Source organism: Pseudoruegeria sp. SK021 (assembly GCF_002119405.1).
Lineage (GTDB): Bacteria > Pseudomonadota > Alphaproteobacteria > Rhodobacterales > Rhodobacteraceae > Meridianimarinicoccus.
Map to the genome: position 1 here is coordinate 179604 of NZ_MTBG01000002.1, position 18294 is coordinate 197897.

Annotated in this window: 17 protein-coding genes and 1 tRNA gene; 12 read left to right on the plus strand and 6 right to left on the minus strand. The window is 64.1% G+C overall.

Annotation, left to right across the window (positions count from 1 at the left end; translation table 11 throughout):
* Window position 1: 1 nt before the first annotated feature.
* The 9 genes from BV911_RS03385 to BV911_RS03425 all read left to right on the plus strand — a co-directional run bounded on the left by BV911_RS03385 (window position 2) and on the right by BV911_RS03425 (window position 9697).
* Window positions 2-850, plus strand: a complete 849-nt coding sequence (locus tag BV911_RS03385) for a carbohydrate ABC transporter permease (protein WP_086052174.1) — start codon at window positions 2-4, stop codon at window positions 848-850.
* Window positions 847-2952 (plus strand): alpha-galactosidase, encoded by a 2106-nt coding sequence (locus BV911_RS03390; protein ID WP_240512129.1) that lies wholly within the window; start codon window positions 847-849, stop codon window positions 2950-2952. The genes BV911_RS03385 and BV911_RS03390 overlap by 4 nt, the downstream gene beginning before the upstream one ends.
* Before the next feature lie 40 nt (window positions 2953-2992).
* Window positions 2993-3763: an SDR family NAD(P)-dependent oxidoreductase gene (locus BV911_RS03395; RefSeq protein WP_086052175.1), complete on the plus strand. Its 771-nt coding sequence runs from the start codon at window positions 2993-2995 to the stop codon at window positions 3761-3763.
* Window positions 3763-4680, plus strand: a complete 918-nt coding sequence (locus BV911_RS03400) for a 2-dehydro-3-deoxygalactonokinase (RefSeq protein WP_086052176.1) — start codon at window positions 3763-3765, stop codon at window positions 4678-4680. Before BV911_RS03395 ends, BV911_RS03400 begins: the two co-directional genes overlap by 1 nt.
* Window positions 4677-5285: a 2-dehydro-3-deoxy-6-phosphogalactonate aldolase gene (locus BV911_RS03405; protein WP_086052177.1), complete on the plus strand. Its 609-nt coding sequence runs from the start codon at window positions 4677-4679 to the stop codon at window positions 5283-5285. Before BV911_RS03400 ends, BV911_RS03405 begins: the two co-directional genes overlap by 4 nt.
* A gap of 5 nt (window positions 5286-5290) precedes the next feature.
* Window positions 5291-7192 (plus strand): beta-galactosidase, encoded by a 1902-nt coding sequence (locus BV911_RS03410; protein WP_086052178.1) that lies wholly within the window; start codon window positions 5291-5293, stop codon window positions 7190-7192.
* Between the two features lie 168 nt (window positions 7193-7360).
* Window positions 7361-7436: transfer RNA gene (locus tag BV911_RS03415), tRNA-Ile, on the plus strand.
* A gap of 36 nt (window positions 7437-7472) precedes the next feature.
* Entirely contained in the window at window positions 7473-7871 is a 399-nt protein-coding gene (locus tag BV911_RS03420; RefSeq protein ID WP_086052179.1) for a rhodanese-like domain-containing protein, read from the plus strand.
* A 149-nt stretch (window positions 7872-8020) separates the two neighbouring features.
* Entirely contained in the window at window positions 8021-9697 is a 1677-nt protein-coding gene (locus BV911_RS03425; RefSeq protein WP_086052180.1) for a peptidoglycan-binding protein, read from the plus strand.
* 56 nt (window positions 9698-9753) lie between these two features.
* Here the strand turns inward: BV911_RS03425 and ureC are convergent, their stop codons facing one another.
* The 6 genes from ureC to BV911_RS03455 form a co-directional block, all read right to left on the minus strand.
* Window positions 9754-11463 carry an urease subunit alpha gene (gene ureC, locus BV911_RS03430; protein ID WP_086052181.1) on the minus strand — a complete coding sequence of 570 codons (1710 nt, stop codon included), beginning with the start codon at window positions 11461-11463 and terminating at the stop codon, window positions 9754-9756.
* 182 nt (window positions 11464-11645) lie between these two features.
* Entirely contained in the window at window positions 11646-11978 is a 333-nt protein-coding gene (locus BV911_RS03435) for a hypothetical protein (protein WP_086052182.1), read from the minus strand.
* 147 nt (window positions 11979-12125) lie between these two features.
* Entirely contained in the window at window positions 12126-12941 is an 816-nt protein-coding gene (locus tag BV911_RS19735; protein WP_086052183.1) for a hypothetical protein, read from the minus strand.
* Window positions 12942-12995: 54 nt separating this feature from the next.
* Window positions 12996-13307 carry an urease subunit beta gene (locus tag BV911_RS03445; protein ID WP_086052184.1) on the minus strand — a complete coding sequence of 104 codons (312 nt, stop codon included), beginning with the start codon at window positions 13305-13307 and terminating at the stop codon, window positions 12996-12998.
* Between the two features lie 11 nt (window positions 13308-13318).
* Window positions 13319-13621 (minus strand): urease subunit gamma, encoded by a 303-nt coding sequence (locus BV911_RS03450; protein WP_086052185.1) that lies wholly within the window; start codon window positions 13619-13621, stop codon window positions 13319-13321.
* 22 nt (window positions 13622-13643) lie between these two features.
* Entirely contained in the window at window positions 13644-14501 is an 858-nt protein-coding gene (locus BV911_RS03455; RefSeq protein ID WP_086052186.1) for an urease accessory protein UreD, read from the minus strand.
* 187 nt (window positions 14502-14688) lie between these two features.
* Here BV911_RS03455 and pyrC point away from each other — a divergent pair, with 187 nt between their 5' ends.
* The 3 genes from pyrC to BV911_RS03470 all read left to right on the plus strand — a co-directional run bounded on the left by pyrC (window position 14689) and on the right by BV911_RS03470 (window position 18223).
* Window positions 14689-15732, plus strand: coding sequence for a dihydroorotase (gene pyrC, locus BV911_RS03460; RefSeq protein ID WP_086052187.1), 1044 nt, complete (start codon window positions 14689-14691; stop codon window positions 15730-15732).
* Window positions 15733-15763: 31 nt separating this feature from the next.
* Entirely contained in the window at window positions 15764-16438 is a 675-nt protein-coding gene (locus BV911_RS03465; protein ID WP_086052188.1) for an orotate phosphoribosyltransferase, read from the plus strand.
* 303 nt (window positions 16439-16741) lie between these two features.
* Window positions 16742-18223, plus strand: coding sequence for a replicative DNA helicase (locus BV911_RS03470; protein ID WP_240512134.1), 1482 nt, complete (start codon window positions 16742-16744; stop codon window positions 18221-18223).
* Window positions 18224-18294 lie beyond the last annotated feature (71 nt).

The following is an 18294-nucleotide window of genomic DNA, read 5'->3' on the forward strand; positions in this document are numbered from 1 at the left end:
GATGTTCCCAACCCCGATCGCAAAGACCTCACGCAGCTGGCAGATCACCTATCAGTCCATCCTGCCACTGGCGCTGATCCTCTGGCTGTTGCCGCTGATCGCCGTGATGCTGTTCTCCATCAAACCCGAAGGTGACTTTGTCGGCGGCAACTACTGGTCCGTGCCCAGCCGGTTCGCCGGGTTCGAGAATTACGGCCGGGTGTTCTTTGACAGCGACATGCCACGCTATCTGCTAAACTCGCTGTTGATCACCATTCCAACCGCCATCGGCGCCGTGGCCCTGTCCTGCATGACCGGCTTCGCCCTTGGCATCTACCGGTTCAAGCTGAACCTTCTGGTGTTCTTTCTGTTCGTGGCCGGCAACTTCGTGCCCTTTCAGATCCTAATGGTGCCAGTGCGCAACCTGACCTTGGAGATGGGCCTCTACAACACCAAGACCGGGCTGGTGCTGTTCCATATCGCGTTTCAGACCGGGTTCTGCACCTTGTTCATGCGCAATTTCATCCGCCAGCTGCCGTTCCCCCTGATCGAAGCCGCCCGGGTCGAAGGCATCGCGGAATGGCGCATTTTCTGGTACATCGTCCTGCCTCTGATGAAGCCTGCCATCGCAGCGCTAAGCGTGCTGGTCTTCACCTTTATCTGGAATGACTATTTCTGGGCGGTCGTGTTGACCCAAGGGGTCGAAAGCCAACCTGTCACCGCCGGGATCACCTCGTTCAACGCCCAGTACCGCGCGGCCTACCATCTGATGAGCGCCGGTTCCATCGTCGCGGCCCTGCCGCCGGTGGCCATGTTCTTCCTGATGCAAAAGCACTTCATCGCCGGATTGACCCTCGGAGCTGTCAAGTGACCAAGCCAAACCTGCAGCCAGACCTCGCGGTCTGGCGCCTCGACGATGCCCGGCAAACACTGGCGCTGGCGGCGCGGGCTGGCCGGTTGCCCTGCGTGATCTATTGGGGGCCACCGCTGCCCCAATCCGACGATCTGCGGGCGCTGGCCCATGCCCAACATCTGGACGTGACCGGCGGTATGCTGGACGACACGCCGGACCTGTCGCTGTGTCCCGAGGTTAGCAGCGGCTTCCCCGGCCAGCCGGGTCTGCGGCTGCGCGATGCGGCCGGTCAACCGCTGCGGTCACGCTTCGCCATCTGTGATGCCGCCGCCAGTGCGACGCACATCACGATCACGGCCAACGACCCGGACCTCGGCCTGACCTATCTGGCCGAAGTCACCCTTGACCCCGACACCCACGTCCTGCGCCTGCAATCGACCCTGACCGCCGAACGACCCGTCCATGTCAGCTGGCTGGCGGCGCCGGTCCTGCCCGCTTCACAATACGCCAGCGAGATGATCGACTTCGCCGGGCGCTGGTGCGGCGAATTTCGCCCCGTCACCACGCCGTGGTCAGCCGGCATCCGCAGCCGCGACAACCGCACCGGGCGCACCGGGCATGAACATTTCCCCGGCCTGATCGTGCCCGACACCGGCACCACCAATACCGCAGGCGCCGCCGCCGCCTTCCACTATGGCTGGTCCGGCGGCCACGCCATGATCGCCGAAGAACTGCCCGACGGACGCCGCCAGCTTCAGTTCGGCCACGCCACCGACACTTATCCCGGCCCGGCCACCCTGTTCCAAAGCGCGCCGCTTTATGCCGTGCGCTCAGACACTGGCTTGAACGGCTGCGCCACAGCCTTCCAGCGCCACCTCCGGGATCGGATCCTGGCCACCGACCCGGCGCAGCCCCGCCCGGTGCATTACAACTGCTGGGAGGCGGTCTATTTCGACCATGACCTATCCACCCTGACAGACATCGCGACCCGCGCCCATGCCCTTGGGGCCGAACGTTTTGTGCTGGATGACGGCTGGTTCGGCCTGCGCGATGACGACACCACCTCGCTTGGGGACTGGGCCATAGACGCGCGCAAATATCCCGATGGCCTGACCCCGCTAATTGCCCATGTGCACAGTTTGGGCATGAACTTCGGCCTGTGGTTCGAGCCGGAAATGATCAATGCCGACAGTGATCTGGCCCGGGCGCATCCCGACTGGGTGCTTGGCCCCGCCGATCAGCTGCGCGGACGGCAACAACTGGTGCTGAACATGGCCTTACCGCAGGTCCGGGCCTATCTGTTCGACCGCATCTCGGCGATCCTTGGGGACAACGCCATCGACTATGTGAAATGGGATCACAACCGGGTCCTGCCTTTTCCCGACGCGACCCAGACCTATGGCACCTACGCACTTTTGGACGCCCTGCGCGCCGCCCACCCCACAGTTGAGCTGGAAACCTGCGCCTCGGGCGGCGGCCGGATCGATTTCGGCATTCTGGAACGGACCCAGCGGGTTTGGCTGTCCGACAGCAACGATGCGCTGGAACGGCTGCGGATCCAGCATGACGCGGCGCTGTTCCTACCGGCCAGCGTCACCGGCTCCCATGTCGGCCCGCGCCATTGCCACACCTCGGGGCGGGTGCTGTCTATGTCCCTGCGGGCATGGGTCGCCGCCCAGCGCCAGATGGGGTTCGAAATGGATCCGCGCGAATTGACCGAAGACGAGGCCGCGACCCTGTTACAGGTCACCACATGGTGGAAAGCAAACCGCCACTGGCGGATGCAGGCCGATATCCTGCGCCTCGACAGCGCCGATCCGGCCATCTTGGCCGAACAGCAGCTCGCCCGGGATGGTGCCCGGTTCGTGGTGTTCGCCGGACACAGCGCCACTTCGGACCAGATCGCACCGCGCCCCTTGCGTCTGACCGGACTGGACCCCACAGCCCGCTACCGGGTCACGTTGGTCAACCGCGCCGATCTGGTCGGATTGTCACGCGGCCAGACCGCCCTGAAGGACGGCCCGCTTGAGGCCTCGGGCCAATGGCTGATGCAGGCCGGATTGCTGCTGCCTTGGTCTTTCCCCGGCACAATTTGGGTCTTAGACGGAGAGCGTCTGTGACCCGTCCCATTTTACCACCGCAAACTCGAAAGCTTGACCCATGGAACTGACCCCTACCTACCCTGACCTCAACGGCGCGTCAGTGTTCATCACTGGCGGCGGCTCTGGCATCGGTGCCGCCTTGACCGAAGGGTTTTTGCGGCAAGGGGCCAAGGTCGCCTTTGTTCAGCGCTCGGACGCCACTGCGTTTTGCGACCAGATGGAAACCGCGACCGGATGCCGTCCGCTCTACCTGCCCTGTGACATCACCGACATCCCCGCCCTGAAAGCCGCCATTGCCTCCGCAGCCGACGCGCATGGCCCGATCGGCGTGCTGGTCAACAATGCCGCCAATGACAAACGCCACAGCACTGCCGAGGTCACCGAGGAATTCTGGGATTGGTCCCAAGCCATCAACTTCAAGGCGTATTTCTTTGCCGCGCAAGCCGTCATCCCGGGGATGCAGGCGCAGGGCGGCGGGTCGATCATCAATTTCTCGTCGATCAGCTATATGATGGGCAATGAAGGCTACCCGGCCTACACCTCGGCCAATTCCGGGATCAACGGCTTGACCCGATCGCTGGCCCGCGAATTTGGCCCCGACCGGATCCGCGTGAACGCGCTGGCCCCGGGTTGGGTCTTGACCCAAAAACAGCACGATTTCTGGGTGACCGAAGAAGGTCTAGCCGCCCACGTGGCGCGGCAATGCCTGAAAGACACGCTGGAGCCAGACGATATCGTGGGTGGCGTGCTGTTTCTGGCCTCGAAGACGTCAAAAATGATGACCGGACAAGCTTTGGTGATCGATGGCGGCGTGGTGGTGACCGGATAATGAACCGCCCTGACCACCACCCCGACTGGATCGCCGTTGACTGGGGCACCACCCACCTGCGGGCTTTTGCTATGGATGCAACCGGCGCCGTGCTGGCCGAGGCCAGTTCGGACAAGGGCATGGGCAGTCTGGACCGGGCCGGGTTTGAACCTGCCCTGTCCGACCTGATTACCCCTTGGTTGACGGATGCGCCCATGCCGATCATCGCCTGCGGCATGGTCGGATCGCGGCAAGGCTGGGTGGAAGCGCCCTATGCGTCCACCCCTTGCCCGCCGCTCAGCCCCGACATGGTCCACCCTGAGGTCACGGATGCCCGCCTGCAAGTCAGCATCATCCCCGGCATCCTGCAAGCCGCCCCAGCCGACGTCATGCGCGGCGAGGAAACCCAGATCGCAGGCTATCTGGCCCTCAACCCCGGCTACACCGGTGTGATCTGCCTGCCCGGCACCCACACCAAATGGGTCGAGATCATCGCAGGTCGGATCACCCGCTTTCAGACGGTGATGACCGGCGATATGTTTGCCGCCCTGTCGCAGCATACCGTGCTGCGCCACACGGTGCAGTCCAAAGGCTGGGACGAGCCAGCCTTCCTGCACGCCTTGTCCCAGACCCTGTCCCAGCCCGAATCCCTGCCCGCCCGCCTGTTCGGTCTGCGCGCGGATCACCTGCTGAACGGCCTGACGCCGGATGCCGCTGTCTCGCGCCTGTCAGGATATCTGATCGGCTGCGAACTGGCCGCCACCCGGGAATACTGGCTGGGCCAGAATGTCGCCCTGATCGGCGATGGCCGCCTCACCGCGCTTTACGCCGCCGCCCTTGCCAACCAAGGTGCCCCGGCAGAAATCGCCGACGGCAACACCACCGTGATCGCCGGCCTGACCGCCGCCTACCAATCCTTGAAAGGATCGCCCCAATGAGCCGCCCCCTAATCGCCATCCTTCGCGGCATCACCCCGCCAGAAGCCCTCGACGTTGCCGCCGCTCTGATCGACGCCGGAATCACCCGGATCGAGGTGCCGATGAATTCGCCCCGGCCATTGGACAGCATCGAGGCGATGGTCAAAGCCCATGGGGACACCGCGCTGATTGGCGCTGGCACGGTTTTGACCACAGAACAGGTGGCGCAGGTCTATCGCACCGGGGCCCGCCTGATCGTCTCGCCCAACTTCGACGCGGACGTGGTTCGGACCGCCAAGGCGCTGGATATGCAAAGCTTTCCGGGCGTGCTGACCCCCAGTGAATGCTTCGGCGCCCTGAAAGCCGGGGCTGACGGTCTGAAAGTGTTCCCAGCATTTCAGATGGGCATCGACGGTCTGAAAGCCCTGCGCGCGGTGCTGCCCCAGACCACCCATGTGGCGATGGTGGGCGGGGTCGGCCCCAGCAACTTCGCCGATTGGGTCGCCGCCGGTGCGAACGGCTTTGGCCTTGGCTCATCGCTCTATAAACCCGGCGACAGCGTCGACACCGTCGCCACCCGGGCACGCGAAGCCGTCGCGGCCTTCGACGCCGCCATCAACGCGTGATCCCTATGCAGCGCGGCCTAGGCGTCTGTTACTACCCCGAACATTGGCCCGAAACCCAATGGCCAGAGGACGCCGCGCGCATGGTCGCGGCGGGCCTCACATGGGTGCGGATTGGCGAATTTGCGTGGTCACGGCTGGAGCCTGAACCCGGCGTTCTGACCTTTGACTGGCTAGACCGCGCCATCGCCGTGCTGGCGAATGCCGGACTGAAGATCGTCTTGGGCACCCCCACAGCAACGCCGCCGCGCTGGCTGCTGCACAAACACCCCGACATGCTGGCGGTGGACCGCGAGGGACGCCCGCGCAAGTTTGGCTCGCGGCGGCACTATTGCTTCAGCCATCTTGGCTTTCGCGACGAATGCCGCCGCATCACCACCCTGCTGGCCGACCGCTATGGCCGCGATCCGCGCATTTGTGCATGGCAGCTCGACAATGAATACGGCTGCCATGACACGGTGCTGTCGTGGTCCGAGGCCGCCCGCACCGGCTTTCGCGATTGGCTGGCCCAGCGCTATCAATCCGTCGACCACCTGAACCGCGCGTGGGGCAACGTGTTCTGGTCGATGGACTATGGCAGCTTCGATGACATCGACCTGCCCAATCTGACCGTGACCGAACCAAACCCGGCCCATGTCATGGCCTTCCGGCGCTATTCGTCGGATCAGGTCACAGCCTTCAACCGGGTCCAGACCGCCGTGCTGCACCGCCTCAGCGCCGCCCCCTTGCTGCACAACTATATGGGCCGGGTGACGGAGTTCGACCATTTCGACACGGGCGCTGATCTCGATATCGCCACATGGGACAGCTATCCCATGGGGTTTCTACTGGACCGGCTGGATGCGGATGAGGCGCATAAAGCCACCTATCTGCGCCAAGGCGACCCGGATTTTCAGGCGTTCCACCATGATCTCTATCGCGCCGTTGGCCGTGGCCGCTGGTGGGTGATCGAACAGCAACCCGGGCCGGTCAACTGGGCCCCGTGGAACCCGGCACCGCTGCCCGGCATGGTCCGCCTCTGGACATGGGAGGCCTTCGCCCACGGCGCCGAAGCGGTCTGCTATTTCCGCTGGCGGCAGGCCCCCTTCGGGCAAGAACAACTGCACGCCGGATTGCTGCGCCCCGACAGTGTCGCAGCCCCGGCCTTGGCCGAAGCCGCCGAGGTCGCCCGAGAGTTGCAAGCGCTGCCCAATGTCGGCACCGCAACCGCCCGGGTGGCGCTGGTGTTTGACTATGCCTCGCAATGGGCATGGGAGACGCAGCCGCAGGGCGCGGATTTCGATTATTTCCGGCTGGTCTTCTCCGTCTATCGCGGTTTGCGCCGGGCCGGGCTGTCGGTGGACATCGTGCCGCCCGACACCGACCGGCTTCCGGCCTATGATCTGGTCTTCGCCCCCGGCATCATGACCCTGCCCGACAGTTTTCTGACCGCGCTGTCGTCCTTTGCCGGCACCGTGATCCTTGGCCCGCGCACCAATGCCCGCACGGCAGAGTTCGCCCTGCCCGACGGCTTGCCCCCTGCCTTGCCCGGCTTTGATCTGCGAATCACCCATCTAGAAAGCCTGCCGCCCACCGAAGCCTTGCCCGTGAATGGCGGCGGCAATGTCCGCCACTGGATGGAACACCTGGACGGCACCGTTCCCAGCACCCTCTGCCTGACTTCTGGCCTGCCGCTCCTGGCATCCGTCGGGCGCCAGCATTATCTGGCCGGATGGCCCGATGACAGTTTGCTGGACCGCCTGATTGCCACCGCCTGTGCCACCGAAGGCATTCCACGGACCCCGGTGCCAGACGGGCTGCGCATCCGCGACAGCGACACGCACCGGTTCTATTTCAACTACGGCCCGCACTCGGTGGTCTTCGACGGCATGGCCCTGCCCGCCGCCGGCGTCGCGATGCGGCCGCTCTGAGGCGCAGCGGGCGTCGCGATGCGGCCGCTCTGAGGCGCAGCTGGCCCTGCTCACACCGCCCACGCCTCCCCCCTGCGGCCCCGCCATCCGGGCAATCGCCATCTGCGGTTGCCCGGCCCGACCTACAGCTTGACGCCGAAACCCGGTCTGATAGGGATAGCCGCAGGCGGGCCTGTAGCTCAACGGTTAGAGCAGAGCGCTCATAACGCTTTGGTTGGGGGTTCAAATCCCTCCGGGCCTACCACTGCCGCCGCACCTTCCCCGTCCCAAGGAGCCGCCGATGCCTCAGCTCACCACCACAGCCGCCGAGATGGTGCGCGCCGCCCGCGCCCGCATTGACGAAGTCGCAACCCCCGACGCCATCGCCCTGATGGACAATCCCTCGGTGGTGTTCGTCGATCTGCGCGATGTCCGCGAACGCCACCGCAGCGGAAGCATCCCCGGCAGCGTTCATTGCCCGCGCGGCATGCTGGAGTTTTGGGTCGACCCCGACAGCCTCTATTTCAAGCCGATCTTTGGCGAAGACCGCCGGTTCATCTTTCATTGCGCCTCGGGATGGCGGTCGGCCCTGTCGGTCGCCACCCTTCAGGACATGGGCTTTCAAGCGGCGCATCTAAAGGACGGCTTTACCGGCTGGGTAGATCATGGCGGCCCGGTCGAGCGCGCGGAACCGACCTAGCGCAGCGGGCGCACGCCAACGATTCCACCAAAACACCGGCCCCGGGGAAACTTTTTCACCCGCTCAGGCGTTTCCTTCTCACGTGCGCCCGATCCGGGGCTTGGCGCGCGGTTGCCCCGCCGTCCCGGCCAACGTGAGAGATATTCACCATGCGTAGATTTCTGATGGCAACAACCGCGTGTCTGGCCGTGGCACAGCCCGGCTTGGCCAGCGATACAGCGTTGATCGTCGGCAATGGCGATTACCGGGCTCTGGCGGATGTGACAGCGGGGGACGGGCTGATCGCCGCCGCCTCGTCGTTGTCCGGCAGCGGCCTGACCGTGATCGAAGCGCGGAATGCAACGGCGCGCGATCTGACCGCGCTGATGGACCAGTTGCAAGACAGCGCCACCACCTCGGACGGGGACATTCGCCCCGGCCGACTGGTGGTGCTGCTATCGGGGCGCTTTGTGACCTCGGGGCTGGACACATGGCTGTTGCCGGTGGATGCGCCGAAACTATCCCGGCTGACCGATCTGTCGCAAAACGCCCTGCCGCTGTCGACGGTTCTGGCCATCCTCGCCACCCAGCCCGGCCAAAGTCTTCTTGGATTGGCGACCGACGACGACCAACAGGCCGCCGGACCGTTCCTGACGACCGGTCTTGGCCCGCTCGCCATTCCGCAAGGGGTGACGGTGATCTCTGGCACGGCCTCGGCGCTGGAACAACTGGCGACTGACACGCTGGGCCAACCGGGCGCCGCCATCGTGCCCGCAGCGACGGCGCTTGGCCTTACCGTTTCCGGCTACACCCCGCTGAGCCTGAGTTTTACGCCAAAGGCCCCTGACGCACCGGCAGAACGGCCCAAGCCGCCAGCCCCCGCGCTGTCGGACACCGAGCGCAGCTTCTGGGATCAAACCCGCACAGCGGACACGGAAACCGGCTATACCCGCTATCTAGACCGCTACCCTGACGGTGCTTTCACCGCCGAGGCGACCCAAGCCCTAACCGAGATCCGATCAGAGCCAAATCGCAACGCACGACTGGCCGAAGACCAGCTTGCCCTGTCCCAAGACGCCCGGCGTGAGGTGCAGCGCGATCTGTCCTTGCTCGAATTCAACCCCAAAGGCATCGACGGCATATTCGGCCCCGGCAGCCGCGCCGCCATCGCTGAATGGCAGCGCCGCAATGATGCCGAGCCCACCGGCTATCTGACCACAACCCAGATCGCCCGGTTGGACGGCCAAGCCGAACGCCGCGCCGCCCAGTTGGAAGCCGAAGCCGAAGCCCGCCGACTGGATCAAGAACGGCAAGACCGCGCCTTCTGGCAGGAAACCGGCGCCATTGGCGATGAGGCAGGCCTGCGCGCCTATCTCAAACGTTATCCCGACGGGATCCACGTGGACGATGCCACCGCCGCATTGGCCGAGATCGAAGAGGCCAAGCTGGCCAAAGTCGCGGGTCAAGAGCGCAAGCTTTGGGACAGCACTCGCAAGACCGACACCGCCCAAGCCTATCAGGCGTATCTCAAAGCCTTCCCCCAAGGTGCTTTTGCCGCCGAAGCCGACACCCGACTGGCTGAATTGAAGGCCGCCGATGCCCAGTCAGCGGAACTCAGCGCCGCCGCTGCCGCCGAGGCCGCCCTGCAACTTCCCGGATTCACCAAGCAGATCCTTGAACAGCGCCTCGCGGCCCTGAACCTCGATCCCGGTGCGGTGGACGGCACCTTCGACGCCGACACTCGCCGCGCCTTGCGCCGCTATCAAACCGCGCGGGACCTGCCCGCCACCGGCTATGTCAATCAGGCCACTATCGTGCGGTTGCTGGCGGACGCCGTCGGACAATAGCCTCGTCAAGGGCGCACCGGGGGTCACACCCCGCCCCCGGTGCGCGGCTAACGCGATCAGTACATGAAATAGCGCTGCGCCATCGGCAAGGTGCTGGCGGGCTCGCAGGTCAGCAGTTCGCCATTGGCGCGGACCTCATAGGTTTCGGGATTGACCTCGATCTCGGGCAACAGGTCGTTCATCACCATATCGCCTTTGCCGATATTGCGGGTGCCGGCCACAGCGACCGTATCCTTGGCCAACCCGTAGCGCCCTTTGATTCCGGCGCTGTGCCCGGCCGCACTGACGAACAACACGGCTGACCGTTCCACCGACCGCCCCATCGCGCCGAACATCGGCCGGGAATAGACCGGTTGCGGCGTCGGGATAGAGGCATTCGGATCGCCCATCTGCGCGCAGGCAATGCTGCCGCCCAGCAGAACCATCTCAGGCTTCACCCCAAAGAACGCCGGATCCCACAGCACCAGATCGGCGCGCTTGCCGGGCACGATGCTGCCAATCTCGGTCGACAGGCCATGCGCCACAGCCGGATTGATGGTGTATTTCGCGATATAGCGCTTCACCCGCACGTTGTCATTGGCCCCGGTTTCCTCGGCCAGCCGCCCGCGCTGCACCTTCATCTTGTGGGCAGTCTGCCAGGTCCGGATCAGAACCTCACCGACGCGGCCCATCGCCTGACTGTCGCTGGCGATGATCGAAAACGCGCCCATGTCATGCAAGATATCTTCCGCCGCGATGGTTTCCTTGCGGATGCGGCTTTCGGCAAAGGACACGTCTTCCGGGATCGACTTGTCGAGATGGTGACACACCATCAGCATGTCGAGGTGCTCTTCCAGCGTGTTGACCGTGTAAGGCCGGGTTGGGTTGGTCGAACTGGGCAACACATTGGCTTCGCCCACCACCTTGATGATGTCCGGCGCGTGACCGCCGCCGGCCCCTTCGGTGTGGAAGGCGTGGATGGTCCGGCCCTTGATCGCCCCCACCGTGTTCTCGACGAAGCCGGATTCGTTCAGGGTGTCGGTGTGGATCATCACCTGCACGTCCATCTCGTCAGCGACGCTGAGACAGCAATCAATCGCCGCAGGCGTGGTGCCCCAATCTTCGTGCAGTTTCAGCGCACACGCCCCGGCTTCAACCATCTCGACCAAGGCCGCAGGCTGGCTGGCATTGCCCTTGCCCGCCAGACCGAAATTCATCGGCAGGCCGTCGAGGCCCTGCATCATCCGTTCCAAGTGCCACGGCCCCGGCGTGCAAGTGGTGGCCAGCGTGCCATGCGCCGGGCCAGTGCCGCCGCCCAGCATGGTGGTGACGCCGGAATGCAGCGCATCCTCAACCTGTTGCGGACAGATGAAATGGATATGGCTGTCGAACCCGCCCGCCGTCAGGATGCGGCCCTCGCCCGCGATCACCTCGGTGCCGGGGCCAACAATGATATCGACGCCGGGTTGGGTATCGGGATTGCCCGCCTTACCAATGGCCGCAATGCGTCCGCTCTTCAGGCCGACATCGGCCTTGAAGATGCCGGTGACATCCACGATCAGCGCGTTGGTGATGACCGTGTCTACCGCCCCGCCTGCGCGGGTGACTTGGCTTTGCCCCATGCCGTCGCGGATCACCTTGCCGCCGCCGAACTTGACCTCTTCGCCATAGGTGGTCAGGTCGCGCTCGACCTCGATAAACAACTCAGTATCGGCCAGGCGCACCCGGTCTCCGGTCGTGGGGCCATACATATCGGCATAAACGGCGCGGGGAATTCTTGCGGGCATGGATCGGTTCCAGAGCTGAGACGACAATTGCCGCTACCAGACACAATCCCGCCCGGCCCTGCAAGGTTCGGCCCCTCATTTGGCCCAGCATCCGTGCAGATTGCCAGAAATTCAGGCAGTATCGACGGCTTCGGACCCGCCCACAGGCCCAGCGCCGTCTCCCGCGCCGCAACCATCAGGACTTAGCCCAGTGACGGGTCACCCTGCGACAGGCGTTGAACGTTGGATTTTGTCTTGCTGCGCAGCGGCTCAATTGCCGCGCTCATGACACGGTCCGGGCTCTTGCCGCTCATCACCGCCTGAAAGGCCGAGGACACGGATTCGGTAAACGCCACATGCTTTTCGCTGATCATGCGTTCGTTTTCATCGGGATGCACCGCCCAAAGACCGGACATCCCCAACAAACGGTACATGATGACGGATTGAGATTCGATGCCGAGCGTGACCATTTCACCGCTTACACGCATGAAGTTGAACGGATCGGATGTAGCGACGACTGGGAAGAACGGGAACATGGACACCTCTGGTTACGCCAATCCTGTGTCCCCAAACGATAGCCTAAAAAATCGAGATTCCCAGTCGAGACAGAGATTTATTTATTTTTGATGACTTTTAGCGGCGAAATGCACCGGTTCCCCGATGCATTTCAAGGCACTTCAGCCTCAGCGTTTCAGCGGGGCTGTGCCGGTGGACGACGCCGCTGGCGGGGTCCGATCATCGGGTGCGGCCGCTGCCGATTGCGGCGCGCTGGCGAAGATCGGTGCCTTGGTCTCGTCCGTCGTCACCGATTGCGCAGCGGCCTCAGTAGGTTGGCTCGCCTTACCACCCGCAGGTGCCTCGACTGCCTTCTGCGGGGCCACCTTCGGCGCCGTCACGGCCGGTTCACTCGCCGCGGTCTTGGTCTCGGCCCCGGTTTCGACTGCAGCCTTGCTGTCTGCCTTTGTATTAGGCGCATCCGCCACACGCGGTTTGGATGCCGTACGCGCAGCCGTCGAACCCGTCGGCGACGCTGTGCTGGCCGCTGTTGGCGCCGAGGTCGCAGCACGTGCCGCTGTCTTTGTGCGTGTCGTGCGGCGCACCGCCCGTGCCGGTTTCGCGGCAGGTTTGTCCGCAGCCTTGGCAGGCGGGGTCACTGCGACCTTAGCGGCAACCGGCGCGGCGGTTGTTTTTGCCGCGTCTGGCACGGCGGTTGTCTCTGCCACGTCCGATGCTGCGGTCTTGGCAACCGGCGCGGCCTTTTTGACCACCCGCACCGGCGCATCGATCGTCGCCACCGGCGGCGTCACCGACCGCAATGCGGGTCGGCTGGCCGGTTTCGGCACAATGGCGCCACCCTTATGATCCTTGGCCGACAGCGCGGCATGATCCCAACCGGGCATCATCCGCAGCATCTTCAAGGTCATATCCATCTGCGTATTCGCAGCGCGGATCCAGATTTCCATGCCGTTCCGCCAGAAATCGATCGGTGTTTTCATCATCAGTCTGAACTCCAGTTCTGGGAGGCGCGGCACATCCTGCCCGCATCCATCAACTTAGGTATCGAGGGCCCCCATGACACCTGCATTAAATCCAAAAACCCGCCGCGCCCCCGCATAGGGCACCAAAGTCACCTCCCGCGTCTGTCCCGGCTCGAACCGCACCGCCGTCCCCGCCGCAATATCTAACCGCAGCCCCCGGGCGGCGGCACGATCAAAGTCCAGCGCGCCGTTGGTTTCGGCAAAATGATAGTGGCTGCCGACCTGCACCGGCCGGTCACCAGTATTGGCCACCCGCAACACGGTCACGGATGCGCCTGAATTCAACTCAATCTCGCCCTCACGGGTCAGTACTTCACCGGGAATCATGACGGACCCTCCTATCGGATCGGATGGTGAACGGTAACCAGTTTGGTGCCGTCCGGAAATGTGGCCTCGACCTGCACATCATGGATCATCTCGGCAATCCCTTCCATACATTGGTTTGCCGCAACCACATGTGCCCCGGCATCCATCAACTCTGCCACCGACCGGCCATCGCGGGCGCCTTCGACCACGAAATCGGTGATCAGGGCGATGGCTTCGGGATGGTTCAACTTCACGCCCCGCTGCAAACGCCCGCGCGCCACCATGGCGGCCAAGCTGATCAGAAGCTTATCTTTCTCACGTGGTGTCAGATTCATGATATCACAAAGTCCTGTAGGTTCAAAGTTGCCAGACCCGCGGCAGCGGACCCGCGCAGAGCAGGTGCAGACACTCCGCCACCAGTCGGCGCAGCGTAAAGGCGTCCTGCGACAACGCCCGCATCACCAGTTTCCCGTCCCAGCCCGAGGCCGCCGCCTCGATCTCTGGTCCGGCCTCAGCCAACCGCGCCCGCAGCGCCGTCAGCGCATCTTCCGCGCCGGGCCCGGCGACGCAAATCGTACTCAGCGCCAGCCCCGCCCCCAGAACCGCCGCCCCGCTGCGCCGGGCAAGGCTCTCGGCCGTCAGGCAAAGCGGCTCCAGAAAGATCGGTCGCCCGTCCCGGCGCACCTCGCGCCAGTCGCGCACCGTCACATCGTGCAGCTGCTCGCCCATGGCGGCCCGGCCCAGCACCAGCGTCTCGGCCATGACCAAACGCGCATCCCCGGACAGATCGACCACAGTGCGCCGCGCCAAATGCGCCCGCTCGAACACAATCGTTTCTTGCGGCAACCAATGCAGCCCGCCGCCCGCGCCCACCCGCAACGTCACGTCCAGCCGCGCCGGATCGCCCAGACTGGCATAGGCGCGCTCGGCGGTCTGGGTTGTCGCGGTAACCGCAGCCCCCTCTCCGACCTCCAGCTCAAACCGCAGATGGTCGCCCCCCGTCAGCCCGCCTGCGGTGTTCAGAAACACCAGCTCAGGCCGCGCCCGGTGGGTCCGGGGCAACATCGCCTTGGCCGAGCCGCTTTGATGCAGGTTGCCCAGCACCACCGCCCCGTCCCGCAGGTCAAAGGACGCATAGGCCCGTCCGCGGGTGCGCTGATGCGGTGCAGCGCGGCCCGGCCCGGTGCAGGGACGGGCGCCATGATCATCAAGCATCGAAGCAGGTCCCCTGTGCCCAAAAAGAGTTGATTTGTCCTAGCCCCTCCCTTCGACGCATTTCAACGACCAATGGGCCGATTTGCCTGCCGGACGGCCAGTTCCGACCCCAAATGATCGATTGTTAGGCACTCTCACCCCGCAAGAGCCTCTAGCCACTGCGCCCGGCATTGTATAATCCACCGCCATGACCCGCACCCTGACCCTCCGCCGCCCCGATGACTGGCATTTGCACTTGCGCGATGGCGCCATGCTGCGCGCCGTCTTGCCTGAAACCTCCCGCCACTTTGGCCGGGCCATTGTGATGCCAAATCTGGTGCCGCCGGTGGTGACCGCTGCCGATGCCGTCGCCTATCGCGACCGCATCCTCGCGGCCCTGCCCGAGGGCGCAGAGTTCACCCCGCTGATGACGCTCTATCTGACCGAGACCACCGATCCGGCCGATCTGCGCGCGGCCGCCCAGTCCGGTCTGATCACCGCCGTCAAGCTGTACCCTGCTGGCGCCACCACCAATTCAGCCTCTGGCGTGCGCGACTTCGACAAGGTCATGGCCGTGCTCGAGACGATGGCCGAGATCGACCTGCCGCTCTGCGTGCATGGCGAAGTGACCGACCCGGCCATCGACATCTTCGACCGTGAGGCCGTGTTCATCGACACCGTCCTTGATCCGCTGCGCCGCCGGGTCCCTGATCTGCGCGTGGTAATGGAACATATCACCACCTCGGACGGCGTTGACTACGTCTCGGCCCAACCCGACGGCAAAATGGGCGCGACCATCACCACCCACCACCTAATTATCGACCGGAACCATATTCTGGTCGGCGGGATCAAGCCGCATTACTATTGCCTGCCAGTGGCCAAGCGCGCCCGCCACCGCGATGCGCTGGTCGCCGCCGCCATCTCGGGCGATGCGCGCTTCTTCCTTGGTACCGACAGCGCCCCCCATACCGATCCGAACAAACTCAGCGTCTGTGGCTGCGCCGGGGTCTTTTCCGCCAGCAACACCATGTCCTGTCTGGCCGAGGTCTTTGACCGTGCCGGTGCCTTGGACAAGCTGGAAGGCTTCAGCAGCCTGAATGGCCCCGCCTTCTACGGGCTGGCGCCAAACACCGCGACGCTGACCCTGACCCATGGCGATCCGGTCAGCTACCCCGCTCACATCCAGACCGAGGACGGGCCGGTTACCCTGTTCGACCCCGGATTTCCGCTCCATTGGCGCGTTGCGTCCTGATTTCCTTCCCTTCCAGTAGAAAGACCAGACCATGATTCCCAGCTCGTTCCCGGACAAGGCCGAAATGGCCCGTCTCACTGCCCGCATGCTGCTGGAGATCAAGGCAGTGGATTTCAACGCCGCCGAACCCTTCATCTATTCCTCGGGCCTGCCCGGACCGACCTATGTCGATTGCCGCAAGCTGATCAGCTTTCCTCGGATTCGCGGCACCCTGATGGATTTCCTGACCTGCACCGTCCTGCGCGATGCCGGTTTCGAAGCCTTCGACAATGTTGCAGGCGGCGAAACCGCGGGCATCCCGTTCGCGGCGCTGGTGGCCGAACGCATGGGCCTACCCATGACCTATATCCGCAAAAAGCCCAAAGGCTATGGCCGCAATGCCCGCATTGAGGGCGTCATGACCGAAGGCCAGCGGGTCTTGTTGGTGGAAGACCTGACCACCGATGGCGGGTCCAAGATCAGCTTCGTCAATGCCATCCGTGAGACCGGCGCAAGCTGCGCCCATACCGCCGTCATCTTCTATTACGGCATCTTCCCGGACACCGAGAAAACCTTGGGCGATCACGGCGTCACCCTGCATTCGCTCTGCACGTGGCATGACGTGCTGGCCGAAGCCAAGGTCAGCGCGGCCTTCGACACCGCCACCTTGACCGAGGTCGAAGCCTTCCTGAACGACCCGCGCGGCTGGCAAGCGGCCCGCGCCTGATCCCAATCCGCGCCGGTGAGTCGCAGATCCCGCACTGGCATTGCCCGATCTTCGGGCAATGCCGCAGATGACGCCGCGGTCCTCGCCAACCGGCCAAGGTTTTTCCGCGCCGCCCAATGCCCGAACCACCCAGATGTTGACGAACCGCTACGACATAGCGCAAGATAAGCTGCGCACAGGTCATACTCAGGTTATCCACAGGGTTATACAGGTTGCCCCGGCGCGGCGATAAAGTTACTCGGTTTCTCCACAACAGGCACAAGAACGTGCCACGCGGGAGCAGGCATGAACCAGATCACAGGCATGGCAGTCGCAACGACATCGGGCTTTTCCGGCAGTTCGGACGGCACGCTGCCTCATTCCATTGAAGCCGAACAGCAGCTTCTTGGAGCATTGCTTACCAACGACCAGATCTATGACCGGATCGCTTCGGTGATCTCGTCGGTGCATTTCTTCGATCCGGTCCACGCCCGTATCTTTGAAGTCGCCGCCTCGCGCATCGCCAAGAACGCGCTGGTCACCCCGGTCACCCTCGCCAGTTTTCTGGAAGACGAGCCGGGCCTCAAGGAACTGGGCGGCCCCGCCTATCTGGTGCATCTGGCCGGGTCCGCCATTTCGACCTTCGCCGCCCGCGACTATGCCCAACTGATCTATGATCTGGCCATTCGCCGCGAACTGATCGCGCTGGGGCAAGACATCTCTGCCCGCGCCGCGCAGGTGGATGTGGAAAGCGAACCGCGCGAACAGATCGTCGAGGCCGAACAGGCCCTCTACAAGCTGGGCGAAAAGGGCCAGTCCGGTCAGGGCTTCCAATCGTTCCTGCGCGCCGTCACCGATGCCGTCAATGTTGCCAACGCCGCCTACCAGCGCGATGGTGGCTTGTCCGGCGTCTCCACCGGCCTGACTGATCTCGACAAGAAACTCGGCGGCCTGCACCGGTCTGACCTGTTGATCCTTGCCGGGCGTCCGTCGATGGGGAAAACCTCGCTGGCCACCAACATCGCCTTCAACATCGCCAAAGCCTATACCAAAGGCACCTTGCCCGATGGCAGTATCGGCGCGACCAATGGCGGCGTCGTCGGTTTCTTCAGCCTCGAAATGTCGGCAGAACAGTTGGCCGCCCGGGTATTGTCCGAAGCCGCCGAAGTGCCCTCGGAACAGATCCGCCGCGGCGACATGACCGAAACCGAATTCCGCCGTTTCGTCGAAGCCGCCAAGACCCTCGAAGCCTGCCCGCTTTTCATTGACGACACCCCGGCCCTGCCGATCAGCCAATTGGCCGCCCGCGCCCGCCGCTTGAAACGCACCCACGGCCTTGACGTCATCGTGGTCGACTACCTGCAACTGGTGCGCCCGGCCACCGCCAAGGACAGCCGCGTCAACGAGGTGTCGGAAATCACCCAAGGGCTGAAGGCCATTGCCAAAGAACTCGATGTGCCCGTGGTCGCCCTGTCCCAGCTCAGCCGCGCGGTGGAAAACCGCGAAGACAAGCGCCCGCAGCTGTCTGACCTGCGCGAATCCGGTTCGATCGAGCAGGATGCCGATGTGGTGATGTTCGTCTACCGCGAAGAATATTATAAAGAGCGCGAAAAACCCAGCGACGAGAAGCTGGACGAGATGATGAAGTGGCAAGAGGCGATGGAGCGGGTCCACGGCAAGGCCGAGGTCGTGATCGGCAAACAGCGCCACGGCCCCATCGGCAATGTCGAGCTTAGCTTCGAAGGCCGCTTCACCCGCTTTGGCAACCTCGTCAAACCGTGGCAACAGGGCGACGATTCGTTCTAAACCAGCCGCAGGGTTCCGAATTTCGCAGCGCGGGGGGGGGGCAGCCGGCGCGCAACAGACAGTTCAAACGG